At 63.5% G+C, this 15,617-nt stretch carries 17 protein-coding genes; 8 read left to right on the top strand and 9 right to left on the bottom strand.

The features are described from left to right. Positions 1-196 precede the first annotated feature (196 nt). From rpsP to VGH41_RS03195, 6 genes are all read left to right on the top strand, one after another. Complete coding sequence (rpsP, locus tag VGH41_RS03170) at positions 197-451, top strand: 30S ribosomal protein S16 (RefSeq protein ID WP_006050280.1); 255 nt, start codon at positions 197-199, stop codon at positions 449-451. A gap of 93 nt (positions 452-544) precedes the next feature. Beyond that, positions 545-1,249, top strand: coding sequence for a ribosome maturation factor RimM (gene rimM, locus VGH41_RS03175; protein ID WP_331595892.1), 705 nt, complete (start codon positions 545-547; stop codon positions 1,247-1,249). 25 nt (positions 1,250-1,274) lie between these two features. Then, complete coding sequence (trmD, locus tag VGH41_RS03180) at positions 1,275-2,042, top strand: tRNA (guanosine(37)-N1)-methyltransferase TrmD (protein ID WP_331595893.1); 768 nt, start codon at positions 1,275-1,277, stop codon at positions 2,040-2,042. Positions 2,043-2,195: 153 nt separating this feature from the next. Then, the gene (gene rplS, locus VGH41_RS03185; RefSeq protein WP_020069334.1) at positions 2,196-2,582 is read left to right on the top strand and encodes a 50S ribosomal protein L19; all 387 of its coding nucleotides are present in this window, start codon (positions 2,196-2,198) and stop codon (positions 2,580-2,582) included. A gap of 91 nt (positions 2,583-2,673) precedes the next feature. Beyond that, on the top strand, positions 2,674-3,354 hold the full coding sequence (locus VGH41_RS03190) for a CoA pyrophosphatase (protein ID WP_331595894.1): 681 nt from the start codon (positions 2,674-2,676) through the stop codon (positions 3,352-3,354). 136 nt (positions 3,355-3,490) lie between these two features. Beyond that, a complete protein-coding gene (locus VGH41_RS03195) occupies positions 3,491-4,429 on the top strand; it encodes a CobD/CbiB family protein (protein ID WP_331595895.1) in 939 nt (312 codons plus the stop codon). 51 nt (positions 4,430-4,480) lie between these two features. Here VGH41_RS03195 and VGH41_RS03200 read toward each other — a convergent pair whose 3' ends face one another. From VGH41_RS03200 to VGH41_RS03210, 3 genes are all read right to left on the bottom strand, one after another. Beyond that, entirely contained in the window at positions 4,481-4,801 is a 321-nt protein-coding gene (locus VGH41_RS03200; RefSeq protein ID WP_331595946.1) for a putative signal transducing protein, read from the bottom strand. Between the two features lie 104 nt (positions 4,802-4,905). Beyond that, positions 4,906-5,838, bottom strand: coding sequence for a ribosome small subunit-dependent GTPase A (gene rsgA / locus VGH41_RS03205; protein WP_331595896.1), 933 nt, complete (start codon positions 5,836-5,838; stop codon positions 4,906-4,908). After that, positions 5,835-7,094 carry a M48 family metallopeptidase gene (locus VGH41_RS03210; protein WP_331595897.1) on the bottom strand — a complete coding sequence of 420 codons (1,260 nt, stop codon included), beginning with the start codon at positions 7,092-7,094 and terminating at the stop codon, positions 5,835-5,837. The genes rsgA and VGH41_RS03210 overlap by 4 nt, the downstream gene beginning before the upstream one ends. 138 nt (positions 7,095-7,232) lie before the next feature. Between VGH41_RS03210 and orn the strand changes: the two genes are divergently transcribed. Further along, positions 7,233-7,841, top strand: coding sequence for an oligoribonuclease (gene orn / locus VGH41_RS03215; RefSeq protein ID WP_331595898.1), 609 nt, complete (start codon positions 7,233-7,235; stop codon positions 7,839-7,841). A gap of 70 nt (positions 7,842-7,911) precedes the next feature. Here orn and mog read toward each other — a convergent pair whose 3' ends face one another. Then, complete coding sequence (gene mog / locus VGH41_RS03220; RefSeq protein WP_331595899.1) at positions 7,912-8,538, bottom strand: molybdopterin adenylyltransferase; 627 nt, start codon at positions 8,536-8,538, stop codon at positions 7,912-7,914. Next, positions 8,519-9,130 carry a ribosome biogenesis factor YjgA gene (yjgA, locus tag VGH41_RS03225; RefSeq protein ID WP_331595900.1) on the bottom strand — a complete coding sequence of 204 codons (612 nt, stop codon included), beginning with the start codon at positions 9,128-9,130 and terminating at the stop codon, positions 8,519-8,521. Before yjgA ends, mog begins: the two co-directional genes overlap by 20 nt. A 218-nt stretch (positions 9,131-9,348) precedes the next feature. Between yjgA and pmbA the strand changes: the two genes are divergently transcribed. Continuing rightward, positions 9,349-10,719 (top strand): metalloprotease PmbA, encoded by a 1,371-nt coding sequence (gene pmbA / locus VGH41_RS03230; protein WP_331595901.1) that lies wholly within the window; start codon positions 9,349-9,351, stop codon positions 10,717-10,719. A 144-nt stretch (positions 10,720-10,863) separates the two neighbouring features. Here pmbA and VGH41_RS03235 read toward each other — a convergent pair whose 3' ends face one another. From VGH41_RS03235 to VGH41_RS03250, 4 genes are all read right to left on the bottom strand, one after another. After that, on the bottom strand, positions 10,864-11,394 hold the full coding sequence (locus VGH41_RS03235; RefSeq protein ID WP_331595902.1) for a dihydrofolate reductase: 531 nt from the start codon (positions 11,392-11,394) through the stop codon (positions 10,864-10,866). Between the two features lie 52 nt (positions 11,395-11,446). Next, positions 11,447-13,066 carry a sigma-54 dependent transcriptional regulator gene (locus VGH41_RS03240; RefSeq protein ID WP_331595903.1) on the bottom strand — a complete coding sequence of 540 codons (1,620 nt, stop codon included), beginning with the start codon at positions 13,064-13,066 and terminating at the stop codon, positions 11,447-11,449. A gap of 24 nt (positions 13,067-13,090) precedes the next feature. Continuing rightward, positions 13,091-14,536: a hypothetical protein gene (locus VGH41_RS03245; protein WP_331595904.1), complete on the bottom strand. Its 1,446-nt coding sequence runs from the start codon at positions 14,534-14,536 to the stop codon at positions 13,091-13,093. Between the two features lie 269 nt (positions 14,537-14,805). After that, positions 14,806-15,615, bottom strand: a complete 810-nt coding sequence (locus VGH41_RS03250; RefSeq protein ID WP_331595905.1) for a peptidase C39 — start codon at positions 15,613-15,615, stop codon at positions 14,806-14,808. Positions 15,616-15,617: the final 2 nt, after the last annotated feature.

Below are 15,617 nucleotides of genomic sequence, written 5' to 3' on the forward strand. Positions count from 1 at the left end.
CGCAGACGTTTCACGGGCGCTCCTCCAGGTGATCCGGGCAACGGCGGGGCGCTCGAGTGGCTTTTCGAGCCGGTGGCCACCGCCGGCGCAACCCGCCTCGCTCAGTTTATCCCGGTAAGTGTTTGTTATGGCGTCGGTTTCCCGCTATAATCGCGTGTTTCAGTCGTTCCGAACCCCGGTTTTCAAGGATTCTAGTATGGTCATCATCCGCTTGGCTCGTGGCGGCTCCAAGAAGCGCCCGTTCTACAACATCGTCGCAACTGATTCGCGTAACCGTCGTGACGGCCGCTTCATCGAACGCGTTGGCTTCTATAACCCGGTCGCAACGAAGGGTGAGTCGCTGCGTATCGCTCAAGACCGCCTGACGTATTGGCAAGGCGTTGGCGCGCAACTGTCGCCGACAGTCGAGCGTCTCGTGAAGGAAGCGCAAAAGGCGCAGCCGGCTGCTTAATGGCAGCTAGCATGTGCATCGTCCGCGGCTCGCGCAGCTTGCGCGAGGTGTCCGGTGCGCGAGTTTTACTGAAGCTGGCTGTGAGGTTGCGTGATGTCCCAGCGTGATTCCGACAATTCAGATCGCGCCAGGACTGCATCGCGTGCTCAGGCATCCGGGCGTGCATCATTCGGTGCGTTCGTCCGCAAGCCGGTCGAACGGGCTGCAGCCAGTCCAGGCACAGGCGCCGCAGAAATGCGCGCTGAATCAGCTGAAAGCTGGCCTGACGACGCTGTCGAAGTTGGCGCGATCGTCGACGCCTACGGTCTCAAAGGCTGGGTCAAGGTAGCCGCGCATGCGGATGCCGGGCGAGGTGGCGACGCGTTGCTGAGCGCAAAGCGCTGGTGGCTGATGAAAGGCCACGAGCGGAGTTCGGCGCCGGCGTTGCAGGCAAAGATACATAGCGACAGCATCGTGGCCCATCTGGGCGGCACAGCTGATCGCGACGCGGCGCTCGCATTGCGCGGCACTCGCGTGTACATCTGCCGTAGCGATTTTCCGGCACTTGAAGCTGACGAATTTTACTGGGTCGACCTGCTCGGCCTGGATGTCGTGAACCTTACCGGGGTCGCCCTCGGTAAAGTGGCCGACATGATCGACAACGGTGCGCATTCGGTGTTGCGCATCGAATACCCGGCCATCGGTAAAGACGGTAAGCCGGCAACCGGCGAGCGTTTGATCCCGTTCGTCGGTGTCTATGTCAAAACGGTGGATCAGGCGGCGAGGCAGATTGTCGTCGACTGGGAAGCCGATTATTAAACAAGCTCGTTGACCGGAGAGAGCGATGCAGTTCGATGTCGTGACGCTCTTTCCTGACATGTTTCGTGCGCTGACCGACTGGGGAATCACCAGCCGTGCGGCGAAGCAGGAGCGCTATGGTTTGCGTACGTGGAATCCGCGCGATTTCACGACCGACAACTATCGCACGATCGACGATCGTCCGTACGGCGGTGGGCCTGGCATGGTGATGCTGGGCAGACCGCTGGAAGACTCAATCAACGCGGCGAAAGCCGCCCAGGCAGAGCAGGGCATTACCGCCTCGCGTGTCGTGATGATGTCCCCGCAAGGTGCGACGCTCAATCATGAACGGGTGATGCGATTCGCTGCAGAGCCCGGTCTGATCGTGTTGTGCGGCCGTTACGAAGCGATCGACCAGCGCCTGATCGACCGTTGCGTGGACGAGGAAGTGAGCCTTGGCGATTTCGTCCTGTCAGGCGGAGAACTTCCTGCCATGGCGTTGATGGATGCCGTGGTGCGCCAGTTGCCCGGCGTGCTGAACGACTCGCAGTCGGCGGTGCAGGACAGTTTCGTCGACGTGCTGCTGGATTGCCCGCATTACACGCGCCCCGAGGAATACGAGGGCGTGCGTGTGCCGGATGTGCTGCTCGGCGGCCATCATGCGGAAATCGAAGCATGGCGTCGCCGCGAAGCGCTGCGCAACACGCTGAACAAACGGCCCGATCTGATCGAGAAGGCCAGAAAGCATAAAATGTTGAGCCGTGCCGACGAGGCATGGCTTGCAAGTCTCGCGAAGGAAGCGTCCAGGGCGTAAGCCCCGGTTGTGACTAGCGAATAGGCGGTGCCGCACATGCGTGTACGGTGCCAGATGTGAACCCATCCTCTATCGGGGCCGTAGCTGAGTGCAGAAGGGAAACCGGGCACGAGGCAGGTACGAACGTCGACAAGATGGCATTAGGAGTCAGTGATGAATCTGATTGCAAAACTCGAGCAGGAAGAAATCGCGCGCGCCCTCGGCGAGAAGACCATCCCCGAATTCGCCCCCGGCGACACGGTGATCGTCAGCGTGAATGTGGTTGAAGGTACGCGTAAGCGTGTTCAGGCTTACGAAGGCGTGGTTATCGCCAAGCGTAACCGTGGTCTGAATTCGTCGTTCATCGTCCGTAAGATTTCGTCGGGCGAAGGCGTTGAGCGTACGTTCCAGACGTACTCGCCGCTGCTGGCAAGCATCGTCGTGAAGCGTCGCGGTGATGTGCGTCGTGCGAAGCTGTACTACCTGCGCGACCGTTCGGGCAAGTCGGCCCGGATCAAGGAAAAGCTGGTCTCGAAAGACCGCGCTGCTTCCCAGGCGTAAAAGCTGTAAGAAAAAGCACCCTCCACGGGTGCTTTTTTGTTTGTTGGGTCAAAATAGCGGCATGTCCGAATCCGCTCGTCCGAGAGTTCCGTTGACCCGCCCCGTCTTTGAGCCCGAAACCCTGCCTGTCGAATCGACGGGCGATGATCTGCCACCGGTTGCCGCCGCACGTCTGACGCCAGATGCCCTGCGCGCGCGCTTCGAGCAGCGTCTACCCTGGACCCCCGAAGCGGCCGATCCACGCTGGACAGAGTTCGGCGATCCACGCGTGGCCGCCGTGCTGGTTCCGCTAGTTGTGCGTGATGACGGCATTGCGGTGCTGTTGACACAGCGAGCCGATCACCTCAACGATCACGCCGGCCAGGTGAGCTTCCCAGGCGGGCGTCACGAACCTTTCGATGCCAACGCAACGGCCACCGCACTGCGCGAGGCCCAGGAAGAGGTGGGTCTGGACCCGTCGCGCGTCGAGGTGCTGGGGTCATTGCCCGATTACATGACTGGCACCGGGTTTCGCGTCACACCGGTTGTCGGCCTCGTGCATCCGCCGTTCAGCGTCAAAGCGGATTTGCTCGAAGTCGCGGACATCTTCGAGGTGCCGCTCAGTTTTCTGATGAATCCCGCCCATCACGAGGTGCGGGTGTTGCGTTGGGAAGGCGGCGAACGCCGCTTTTTCTCCATGCCTTATCCACGCGGTGATGCGGGCGGCCACTACTTCATCTGGGGTGCAACGGCCGGCATGTTGCGCAATTTCTATCGCTTTCTCGCCGCATGATCGGCAGCGCATCGCACTGTGTGTTGCCGGGCTGTCCGGGTGTCGCGGGTTTGCAACCATCGCCGACTCGTTCCCATCCGACCCTGTGCTATCGTTATAAAACAATCGTAAAAACTCGAAAAGCACGGCGCATCGCATGACTTTTTTCTCCGTATTGCTGGCTCTGATCATTGAACAGGTGCGCGCGCTGTCGCCGAACAATCCGGTGTCCGCGCTGCTTCAATATCATGCGGAGTCGGCGGCGCACGGATTCGATGCCGGCAAACCCAAGCATGGCCTGCTCGCGTGGCTCGTGGTCGTGGTGCCGTGGACGCTGGCCGTCGCGCTCGTCTATTACGTGCTCTACCACATCAGCTTCATGCTGGCGTTCCTGTGGAACGTCGTGATCGTTTATTTCACGCTCGGTTTCCGCCAGTTCAGCCACTATTTCACTGATATTCACCTCGCGCTCAACAATGACGACGTGCCGCGTGCGCGGGAAATCCTCAATGAATGGACCGGTCTCGATACGGTCGACATGCCGGTCAGCGAGATCGTGCGTCACACGCTGATTCACGCGGTCGTGGCATCGCATCGCCATGTATTCGGTGTGTTCTTCTGGTTCTTGATTCCGGTTGGACCTGCGGGTGCCGTGTTGTACCGGATTGCCGAGTATCTCGCGCGCGCCTGGTCGCGCCCGGCGGACGACCGGACCGTTGCGTTCTCAAGCTTCGCGCAAAAGGCGTTCTTCGTGATCGACTGGGTGCCGGCGCGGCTGACGTCGCTGGGTTTTGCGATCGTCGGCAATTTCGAGGACGCAATCTATGCCTGGCGCAATCACGCGCGTCAGTGGCCGGATACCAATGACGGCGTGCTGCTTGCCGCAGGCAGCGGTGCGCTCGGCGCGCGCCTGAGCGGGCCGCTGGCCGAACCGTCCAGCCTCGATGCATTGGCCACCGGCGACGGCGGCCCGATGCAGGTCGGCGACGACTGCACGCCGCGCACGCTGCAATCGGCCGTGGGGCTGGTGTGGCGGGCGGTGATCCTGTGGATGATTTTGTTGCTGATGCTGACGATTGCAGTGTGGCTCGCCTGAGGTCGGCTCTCATCGCCTTCCTCACCAGGCCCTCGAACCGCTCCGTAAAACTCACCCATCAAGCGGATCACGCGCCGTGCCGCATTGCCAGCACACGGTGAACTGCGCCTCCAGCGTCTCGCCGCATTTCGCACAGCGCCAGTTCGGCGTTCCCGCCGCTGGTCCGTGTGCGGCGATGTCGATCAGCTTGCGCGCCATCTTTTCGTCGCGTTCGTCCACCAGCCAGAGTTCCGGCGAACACTGATCCGCCGGAATTTCCCCGAGCGCGCCGTTCAGATAGCGATTGTGGAGTTCACACGCAATGCCCGCCGTCGCGAGCACATTGATCCAATGCTGTCCGATCAGCAGATTCGGCGCGCGCATCAGTTTCATCATGAGTGAAGGCCGGTGATGGATGAAAGGGCTTGGAAATTGCCTAAGCGGTGCCACGAGTGTTCGCAAGCAGGCAACGGCTCAGACGCCGCCGCCCGTTCTGCTCAGCGAACAATCTGACTCGCTTCATGCACGAGTTGCGCATAAAGCGCATGGCGCGCGGGCGCGATCCGCCCATCGGCCACCGCTTCAAGAATCGCGCACCCTGGTTCTTGCAGATGATGACAGTTATAGAAGCGGCAGTTCGGCAGCAGCGGCCTGAACTCTGGAAATGCACGCTCCAGCGTGCCTTCGGTCAGATGGTGCAGACCGAACTCCTGAAACCCCGGCGAGTCGATCAACGCGCCACCGTCGGGCAGCGGATAGAGCCGCGTGAACGTCGTGGTGTGACGACCGCTATTGAGCGCCGTGGAGATTTCGCGTGTCGCGACTTCCGCATTCGGTACGACGAGGTTCACCAGCGTCGACTTGCCCATGCCGGACTGACCGAGCAACAACGTCGAGTGACCCCGCAGGTGCTCATCGAGCGCGGTGCGTGCGGCGTCCGGCTGCGTCTTGATGGACAGTTCGACGACTGCATAGCCGAGCGCCCGATAGCGCTCGAGGCGCGCCCGCGCGCCCGGCAACGCGGCTTGCACGTCGGTCTTGTTGAGCACGATCAGCGGCTTGAGTTCATTTGCCTCGGCGGCCACCAGTGCGCGGCCGAGCAGGTCCTCGCTGAAATGCGGCTCGGTAGCGAGCACGATCAGCAACTGGTCGAGATTCGCCGCAAACAGCTTCGATTTGTACTGGTCGGAGCGGTACAGCAGGTTGCGCCGTTCGCCAATCTCGACGATCACCCCCTGGTCGGCAGAGGTCGGTTCGTAGATCACCCGGTCGCCGACCGCCACTTCGCTGCGTTTGCCGCGCGGGAAGCACTGCAGCGGCGTGCTGCCGTCTTCCGGCGCGACCAGGTAGTGACGCCCATGGGCCGCGATCACGAGGCCGTTCACGCGCGTGGTGGACGGTACGCGCGCCGCTTTCGGGGACCGGCTCATGCGTGCCGCAGCAGGCGGTCGATCCGCTGCGACGCCGGCGGATGCGAATAGTAGAACGCGGTATAGAGCGGGTCAGGGGTCAGGGTGGATGCGTTGTCCTCGTACAGCTTCACCAGCGCGTTGACGAGATCCTGTGCGTCGGTCTGGGTCGCGGCGAATGCGTCGGCCTCGAACTCGTGCTTGCGCGAGCTGAGGCTGCCGAGCGGCGTCACGAAGAACAGGAACACTGGCAGCGCGAGGAAGAACAGCACCAGCGCGAGTCCGCTGTTGCCGCCTGTCAGCGAGGGCCGCACGCCCAGCCCTTCGTAAAACCACACGCACTGCATGAGCCAGCCGAGCAGCGCGAGCATCACGAGGCTGATGGCGAAAATCACGACCATGCGCTTGACGACGTGACGGCGCTTGAAGTGGCCGAGCTCATGCGCGAGCACCGCTTCGATCTCGCTGCCCGAGAGGCGCGCGAGCAGGGTGTCGAAGAAGACGATCCGTTTGGCGGCGCCAAAGCCGGTGAAGTACGCGTTGCCGTGCGCGGAGCGGCGGCTGCCGTCCATCACGAACAGGCCCTTGGCGGCAAAGCCGCAGCGCTTCATCAGCGATTCGATGCGGTTCACCAGCGCTTCGTCCTTGAGCGGCTCGAACTTGTTGAACAGCGGTGCGATAAACGACGGGTACAGCACCAGTACGAGCATCTGGAACACTACCCAGACCACCCACGTCCACAGCCACCAGAAGCTGCCGGCCTGATTCATGAGCCACAGTACGACGAACAGCAAGGGCAGGCCGAAGGCCGCGCCGAGCAGGGCACCCTTGATGCGGTCGGCGAAAAAGATGCCCCGCGTCATCCGGTTGAAGCCGAAACGCTGCTCGATCACGAACTGGCGGTAATAGTCGAACGGCAGGTCGATGACGCTGGTGATCGCAATCACCGCGGCGATCAGCCCGATCTGGCCGACGTAGCCACGGCCGAGCCAGTCGGAAATGGCCATATCGAGCGCCTGCACGCCGCCCAGCAGCGTGAGGCCGATCAACACGGCCGCGCTGACGACGATCTCGAGCATGGTCAGCCGTGTGCGTTCGACCGTGTAGTCGGCTGCGCGCTGATGCGCGGTGAGTGGGATCGTCGTAGCGAACTGGCCGGGCACCTGCTCGCGGTGCGCCGCGACGAAGCGGATTTGCCGCGACGCAAGCCAGAGCTTGGTGCCGACCATCGCCACTACGGCGATCGCGAACAGAACGGTGAAGTACAGAGTAGGCATCCGGGGAATCCGTGGTATCTATGCGAGAATTATATGTTTCTTCCCGCCGCCTGGCGGGGTCACGCCAATACGAACTTTTTCAACGGCCTTGCGGCACGTCTGTCATGGCGTGCAGGGCCGTTCACCAAGGTTGCCTTCATGACTGACATCCTCGAATCCACCGACCAGCCGTCGCTCGTGCGCAGCGACATGAACCTGATCTGGCTGGACATGGAAATGACCGGGCTCGAACCCGACACCGACCGCATCATCGAAATCGCTGTGGTCGTGACGAATTCCACGCTCGACAAGGTGGTCGAAGGCCCGGTGCTGGCCATTCATCAGAGCGACGAAACACTCGCCAAAATGGATCAGTGGAATCAGAACACCCATGGCCGTTCGGGGCTGATCGACCGGGTGCGCGCGTCGAGCGTCAGCGAAGCGGCCGCGACCGAACTGATCCGCGATTTCCTCGGCCAGTACGTGCCGCCGGGCAAGTCACCCATGTGCGGCAACTCCATTTGCCAGGACCGCCGCTTCATGGCGCGCTGGATGCCGGATCTGGAGCGTTTCTTCCATTATCGCAATCTCGACGTCAGCACCTTGAAGGAATTGTGCCGCCGCTGGCAGCCGGCCATCTACAAGGGCTTCCAGAAACGTGCCATGCATACCGCGCTGGCCGATATTCACGAGTCGATCGACGAGCTCAAGTACTACCGCGAACATTTCCTGATCCCGGCTGCGAGCGCGCCGCTCGTGCAAGAGTAAGCGGAGCGGGTTCCGCTCAACTAACCTGTATCGGCACACCCGCGGGCGGCTTCGGCATCGAGCCCGCGGATCAGTCCTGGCGCGCCGGCCGGATCGCGTTTTTCGGCCGGAACGCCTTCACGACGGCCGCGTTCGTTTCAACGTACGGGCCGCCAATCAGATCCACGCAATAAGGCACCGCGGCAAAAATGCCCGGCACCTTCGTCGCGCCGGCCTCGTCCCGCAAGCCTTCCAGCGTTTCACGAATCGACTTCGGCTGACCCGGCAGATTCACGATCAGCGCCGCGTGGTCCGGCGTCTCGCGAATCACCGCGACCTGGCGCGACAGAATCGCCGTCGGCACGAAATTCAGGCTGATTTGCCGCATCTGTTCGCCGAAACCCGGCATTTCCCGGGTCCCGACCGCGAGCGTCGCCTCCGGCGTCACGTCGCGGCGCGACGGCCCGGTCCCGCCGGTGGTCAGCACCAGATCGCAGCCCACCTGGTCGACCAGTTCGATCAGCGTCGCGCAGATGGTCGGCGCGTCATCCTGAATCAGCCGGGTCGCGGCCTGCCACGGCGAGCTCAGCGCCGCGCCGAGCCATTCCTGCAGCGCCGGAATGCCTTTGTCTTCGTAGACGCCGGTGCTCGCCCGGTCGCTGATCGACACGAGGCCGATCAGGATTTCGTCAGGATGATTACGCGCGATCTTCGTCATCGTCGTGTTCCGGAATTTCGTGCTCGTCGTCTTCGTCCGCTTCCGGGCCGTCGGCGTTCTTGATCCACTGGAACAGCTCGCGGAAGTAGCGCGGCGGCTTGCTCTGCTGCGCTTCCTTGCGGGCGTTGCGGATCAGCGTGCGGCCTTCCTGCGGATCGGCAGCGGGATGCTGGCGGATGAATTCGGTCAGCGCGGCGTCGTCGGCGAGCAGCTTCTCGCGCGTGCGTTCGATCCAGTGTAGACGCGCCGTCTCGGCCTTGTTGATGCCGTTGTACGAATCCAGCGCGGTGCGCAGCGCGGCGGTTTCGTCGTCGTGCAGCGAGCGCATTACACGGCCCACGTACTGGACCTGGCGGCGCTTGCCTTCGTGGTCGGTAATACGGCGTGCTTCGCGCACGGCGTCGTCGAGCTTTTCGGGCATCGGCATGCGCTTGAGCGCATCTTTGGGCAGCGCGATCAGCGCCTCGCCCAGCTCCTGCAGCGCGTGCATTTCGCGCTTGAGCTGGGACTTGCTGGGACGGTCATACCCATTCTCGTCGACTACGGGGTCGGCGGCGGGTTCCATCGGTTGAATGCGGGTTTTGCGTGTCATACCGTTATTGTAGCGTGCCGTGCTCCCCACACCCGCCGCTGCGGCGCGGCGCTTGCCCGGCGAATCGCAGCTGTGTGCTGCCGCGCACGGCTGCCGTCGCAGGACAGCGAATGCCAGGTACGGCGACGCGGACCTTGCTATGATCGCGGGATACGTAGCGACGTACTCGAGAACATACCCGCGGGCCGTTCCCGGCCCCGAACAGGACGGCAACGAATATGGCAGCAGATATGGACGTCAGACAGCGCTTTTTTCCGCATACCCAGGATGAGCTGAAGGAAATCGCCTCGGACATCCTGCGTCACGCGAAGTCGCTCGGGGGCACCGACGCGGCGACCGAAATCTCCGAAGGCGACGGCCTGTCCGTCTCGGTGCGGCGTGGCGAGGTCGAAACGATCGAGCACAACCGCGACAAGATGGTCGGCGTCACGGTGTTCATCGGCAATAAGCGCGGCAATGCGAGCACCTCGGACTTTTCGCCGCAGGCGCTCAAGGACACGGTAGCGGCGGCGTACAACATCGCGCGCTTCACCGCTGAGGACGATTGTGCGGGCCTCGCAGAAAGCGAACTGCTCGAAACCTCGCCGCGTGACCTCGATCTGTATCACCCGTGGAATCTGACGGCGGACGAAGCCGTCGAGATCGCCCGCCGCGCGGAAGACGCCGCCTTCGCTACTGATCCGCAGATCAAGAATTCCGAAGGCGCGAGCGTGTCCGCACAGCACTCGCAGTTCGTGCTGGCTACGTCGCGCGGCTTCCTGTCGGGCTATCCGTATTCGCGCCATTACGTGGCGTGCGCGCCGATCGCCGGCAGCGGCCGCAACATGCAGCGCGACGACTGGTATACCTCGAAACGCAGCGCCGCGGAACTGGCCGCGCCGGAGGCCATCGGCCGTTATGCGGCTGAGCGGGCGCTGGCGCGCATCGGCGCGCGCGGGCTGGATACGCGCAAGGTGCCGGTGCTGTTCGAAGCGCCGCTGGCCGCGGGCCTGCTCGGCGCGTTCGTGCAGGCGGTGAGTGGCGGCGCGCTGTATCGCAAGACCTCGTTCCTCGTCGACAGCCTGGGCAAGCCGGTGTTCGCGCCGCACATCCAGGTGGTCGAAGATCCGCACGTGCCGCGTGAGATGGGCAGCGCCCCGTTCGACGAAGAAGGCGTGCGCACCCATAAGCGTTCGGTGGTGAAGGACGGCGTCGTCGAAGGGTATTTCCTCTCGACCTATTCGGCACGCAAGCTGGGCATGCAGACCACCGGCAACGCAGGCGGCTCGCATAACCTGAAGCTGCTGAGTTCGAAGACGCGTTCCGACGACGACTTCGAAGCCATGCTCAAGAAGCTCGGTACCGGCCTCTTGCTGACCGAACTGATGGGGCAGGGCGTCAACTACGTGACCGGCGACTATTCGCGCGGCGCGTCGGGCTTCTGGGTCGAAAACGGCAAGATCCAGTATCCGGTCGAAGAGATCACGGTGGCGAGCACGCTGCAGGAGATGTTCCACCATATCGTCGCGATCGGCGCGGATACCATCGTGCGTGGCACCAAGCAGACCGGCTCGGTGCTGATCGAACGGATGACGATCGCCGGACAGTAAGGCAGTAAGTGCCGCGCGGCGTCGTCACAGGCGCCGGCCGCTGCAAACAGAAACGCCACGGGAAGCATGTCCGTGGCGTTTTTCGTTGTGTGCGCGGGCACGACCGGTACCGGTGCGCCTGAAATCGGCTGAAGATTGCCCCGGCTACGCCGCCGCCCCCTGCCGTTCCTCGTCCAGATGGGCTTTGCGCCGGTAGGTGACGAACGCGTAGTCGAATTCGTTGGGCGCGTGGGCACGGTGCGTCTCATGCGCCACTTCTTCCCATTCCTGCGGGTCAAGCGCGGCGAAATGCGCGTCGCCTTCGAAGTCGATCGAAATCTCGGTGATGATCAGCTTGTCGGCATGGCGCAGCCCTTCCACGTAGAGCTGGGCGCCGCCAATCAGGAACGCTTCCGGCGCCTGATCCTGGGCCGCCAGCGCGAGGGCTTCGTCGAGATTGGTGGCCGTATCGCAGCCGCCAAAGCGGCGCGTGGCATCACGGGTGACGACGATGTTGCGCCGTCCGGGCAGCGGCCGGCCGATCGACTCGTGCGTCTTGCGGCCCATGATGATGGGCGCGCCCATCGTGGTGCGCTTGAAGAACTTGAGATCTTCGGGCAAGCGCCAGGGAAGCTGGTTATCGCGGCCGATCACGCCGTTGCGGGCGCGAGCGACGATCAGGGTGAGCGTCGTCATCGAGTGAACACGTAAAACGTAATCGACCGATTCTACCTGAGGGCCACCCGCGTCACTCATGCGCCTGCGCATCGTCGCCCAGCAATGACTTGTCGTCGAGTTCCGCCATATCGCGCAGCCCAAGCGTGCCCATCAACCGGTATAGCGTGACGCGCGACACGCCAAGATCCGCGGCCGCCTCGTTCAGCCGGTGCCGGTGACGCAGCAAGGCCGCTTCGATGGCGCGCTTCTCGGCGGCTTCGCGCGCCTGCGACAGGCTCACGGTCTGCTGCGCGGTGAAGTGGGCCAGATCGAGGTCTTCCGCGGAAATCAGCTTGTTTTCCGCCATCACGATGGCGCGGCGCACGCGATTGATCATCTCGCGCACGTTGCCCGGCCAGTTGTAGTTGTACATGGCTTCAATCGCCGACGGCGTGAAGCCGCGGATCTTGCGCGCGCTGTCCGTCTTGAACTTGTGCATGACGTGATGCGCGAGAATTTCAATGTCCTTGCCGCGCGCCCGCAGCGGCGGCTCGTCGACGCGCAGCACGCACAGGCGGTGGAACAGGTCGGCGCGAAAACGTCCGTCGCGCATCGCGGTTTCCAGATCCACGTGCGTTGCCGAAATGATCCGCACGTCGACTGGAATGGATTCGCGGCCGCCCAGCCGCTCGATCTTGCCCTCCTGCAGAAAGCGCAACAGGCTCGCCTGGCTTTCCAGTGGCAGGTCGCCAATTTCGTCGAGCAGCAAGGTGCCCCCGTGCGCCGCTTCGACCCGGCCGATCTTGCGCTGGTTCGCTCCGGTGAAGGCGCCGCGCTCGTAGCCGAATAGTTCGGACTGCAGCAGATGATGCGGAATCGCTCCGCAGTTGATGGCGATAAACGGCGCCTTGCGGCGCGGCGAACGTTCGTGAATCGCCAGCGCGGTCAGTTCCTTGCCCGTGCCCGACTCTCCCGAGATGAACACGCTCGCGTCGGTATTGGCGACTTTGCGGATGGTGCGAAACAGGTGCTGCATCGCTTCGCAGGTGCCGACCATTTCGTCGTCGCCACTGGACGATGCGCTCGGTGCCAGTGCCGGATCGGCTTCACACAGCGTCACCATGCCGAACGCGTGACCGACGAGATAGTCGATCGTGGCATGCGCCACCGGCGTCTTCACGTAGTCGAAGCAGTAATGGCGGATCAGGCGCCGCACGTCAGGGTCGGTTAGCCGCTCCGACGTAGCCAGCGCAATCCAGCCAATCTGCTGCTGCCGCAGGCTCGCCTCGAGACCGCCGAGGTCGCGCGGCGCGAAGCTCGCCAGATCGACGATACCTGCGCACGCCGCATCCGGCTTCAGCAGGCGCCCGACTTCATGGGCCGAACGCGCGACCATGACGTTCCAGCCGCGGCTCTTCAGATGCGCGGTGAGTGTCTCGTCCGGTGTGCGCGCGACATAGAGCAGCGTGCGCTCGGTGCGCGCGTGCACGAGGCCAGCCGTTTCAGCCGGCTGCGCCGGTTGCCCCGCTTGCGCGGCGAGTGCCGGCGGGCGCGCCACAGGCGTTGCTTTTGGCGTGCCCGTGGAGAGTTCCGGCGGTCTTGCCACAGATGCGTCCTGCGCTCGCCCAGCGGCGGCATCCTTCGTCCTGGCAAGGGAAAGATGCGCGCCGGAGGGCGGGTTGACACTGGTCAGATGGGGAGATTCGCGCACGATCAGCCTCGTATCGTTGGCACGTCAAAATGTGTAGGGAAAGCGCACGCCGACCACGAAGTTCGGTGCGTCGGGAGTCAGGCCGACGGAAACCGAGCCGTTGATGGTCAGGTGCTTGTTCACTACGTGGTTCAGCCCGAAATTGAGCGCGGCGGCGGCGGTTTCGCTGCCCGGCACCTTCGAGTACGAGCCGCCCGGCGCCTTGGTCTGCGACTCGGGCTCCAGCGCCATCGTGTAGGAGATGCTGGCCGAGTCCTTGTCCGAGAACGCCAGCGCGACGCCGCCGCCGAACTGCACGATGTCGCCCAGCTTCACGGTTGCCGGCTCGGTCTGGCCCACCACGGACGAGATGTCGGAGAACGAGCGCGCCACGTTGTAGGTGTACGAGAGGCTGCCGAACAGCACGACCGGGTCGAACGTCTTCAACACCGACATCCCCGCTGTGATGTTCCAGAAGCCGGTGCCGGTGGGCAGCTTGCTCGGGGCGACGAGGTTCGTGTTGTCGGCATCGACCTGCTGGACCTTGATGCCGAATGGCGACGAGCCGGTCGGCGCCTTCACGCGCAGACTCGCAACCAGGTCCGGCAGGGTGTTGGTCTCTTTCAGGAACTGGTAGTAGATCCCGAAGTTGACGTCGCCGATGTCGTTCGAATTCGCCGACGCGTCCGACAGCGTATTGGCCGCGCCGCCCGCACCGCCGACGATAAAGTTGCTGTGCCGGTAGATGTACGGCACGTCGACATCGACACTGATGCGGTCGGTGAGTCCGTAGCGCGTATCGAGATCGGCCATCACCTGGTGCGACTTGGTTTCGCCCAGGTTGATGTTGCCGAGGAAAATCGCATCGAGCGCGAGGAAACCGGACAGTTGCAATTGGCGGCGATCGTAGTAGGTATCGCTGATGCCCCAGTCGAAGGTCAGGCTGTGCTCGAACAGCGGCGCGTTCTGCTGCTGTTGCACGATCGCGTCTTCGGACTGCGTGCGCACCGGCTGCGCGGCCTTCTGCGTCTGGCCGATGGCGCCGGTGCCGTCGGAGGCGGGCGGCAATCCGCCTGCCGTAGCGCCGCCGTTGTCCGGCACCGGCGGCGTGACCGGCACGCCGGTCGCGGTGCCCGTCGCGCTGCCGGGCGCGGGTGCGCCCGGATTGGTCTGCGCGAGCGGCGGCAGCGGCACCGGCAAGCCGTCTGCGCCGGGCTGCTCGGCAACCGTGTTGCTGTCGGCAGACGAAGCGGGGCCTGACAGGCCCCGGCCGCGTTGCGACATCTCCAGGTCGGTGAGTTGCCGCTCGAGTGCGTTGATCTGCTTTTGCTGCTGGTCGACTACCCGCATCAGCATGTTCAGCCGATCGTCGACGGACTGGTTTGCGAGCGCTTGCGCGCCGGCTCCTTGTGAGAGCGCGAACAGCATGACGGCGATGGGAATCGCCGCCAGGGCCGTGCGCGGCACCCCGGTTCTTGAAGCGTTATTCATTTTGTGTTCCCCCGGTATTCTGACGGCGCGTCGCGTGCCTCCTGATGCGCCGCGCCGTCTTATCAGTACGTCCTCTACTTCTGTTGCCTCAAGCGGGTGGCGGCCCGCATGGTCTCCTTGTTGCTGCATCTGCTTCTTTGCCCCGTTGCTGGCTGCTTTTTTGCGCGGCTTATGTGCTGCTTATGTGCCGCTTGTCTGCGGCTTATGTACCGCTTATCTGGTGCTTATCTGCTGCTCATGTACCGCCTATGTGCTACCTGAACGTCCTCTCATCTCCGCGAGCTCGCGCTGTTCTGCAGTCCTTGCAGCACGCCCAGCTGACGCACCATGGCGGCCGACATTTGCTGCGTCTGCAAATGCAACTGCAACTGGTTGGCGACCTGCTGGCTATTGCCGGTGATCTGCAGCAACTGGGCAATCTGCGCGTTGTTGGGCGTGATGGTTTGCGTCGCCAGTCCCGCCGGCGTCTGCAATGCCACGGTCACGCCGTTGCTGCCGAACGTGATGCCGGCTTTGATGGAGCCGGTCGAATTGGCGGCGGCGGCGCTCGGCGCGTTGCCGCCTGCTAGAACCACGGGCGTGTTGCTGAAGTCGATCTGCGCGGCGTTGCTGCCGAGGTTGTTATTGCCGGCGACCTGCGTGACCTGCGACACGCCGTTCACCGCGATGCCCTGTCCGCCCGTCGTGATGGCGTTCGGATTGGCGCCGTTGTTGCCGCCGTTGCCGTTGGTCACCTGCGCCAGCGTGTTGACCGTGGCGGCGATCTGGCCGGCTGCGTTCTGCACGGCGGACAGCGTGCCTTGGGCGAGCGCGGTGGCGCCGTTCGGCAGTTGCCATTGCGAAATCAGGTTCAGCACGAACCCGGAGATCATTGATCCGCCGGCATATTTGCCGGTCTGTTGTCCTAGTACGTCGTCGTCGACAGCCTGCACCTGCAGCGTCTGCGGTGCGAGATTGCGTGTCGACAGAAACTCGGGCACCGGTGGCAAGCCGGTGATCTCAGCGGCGAATGCGCCGCTTGAAAGGCCGCACATCGTGGCGCACAACGCGAGGCCCAATTGTGAGAGGTGGCGTTTCATGT

It is taken from the genome of Paraburkholderia sp. (assembly GCF_036488795.1).
GTDB lineage: Bacteria > Pseudomonadota > Gammaproteobacteria > Burkholderiales > Burkholderiaceae > Paraburkholderia.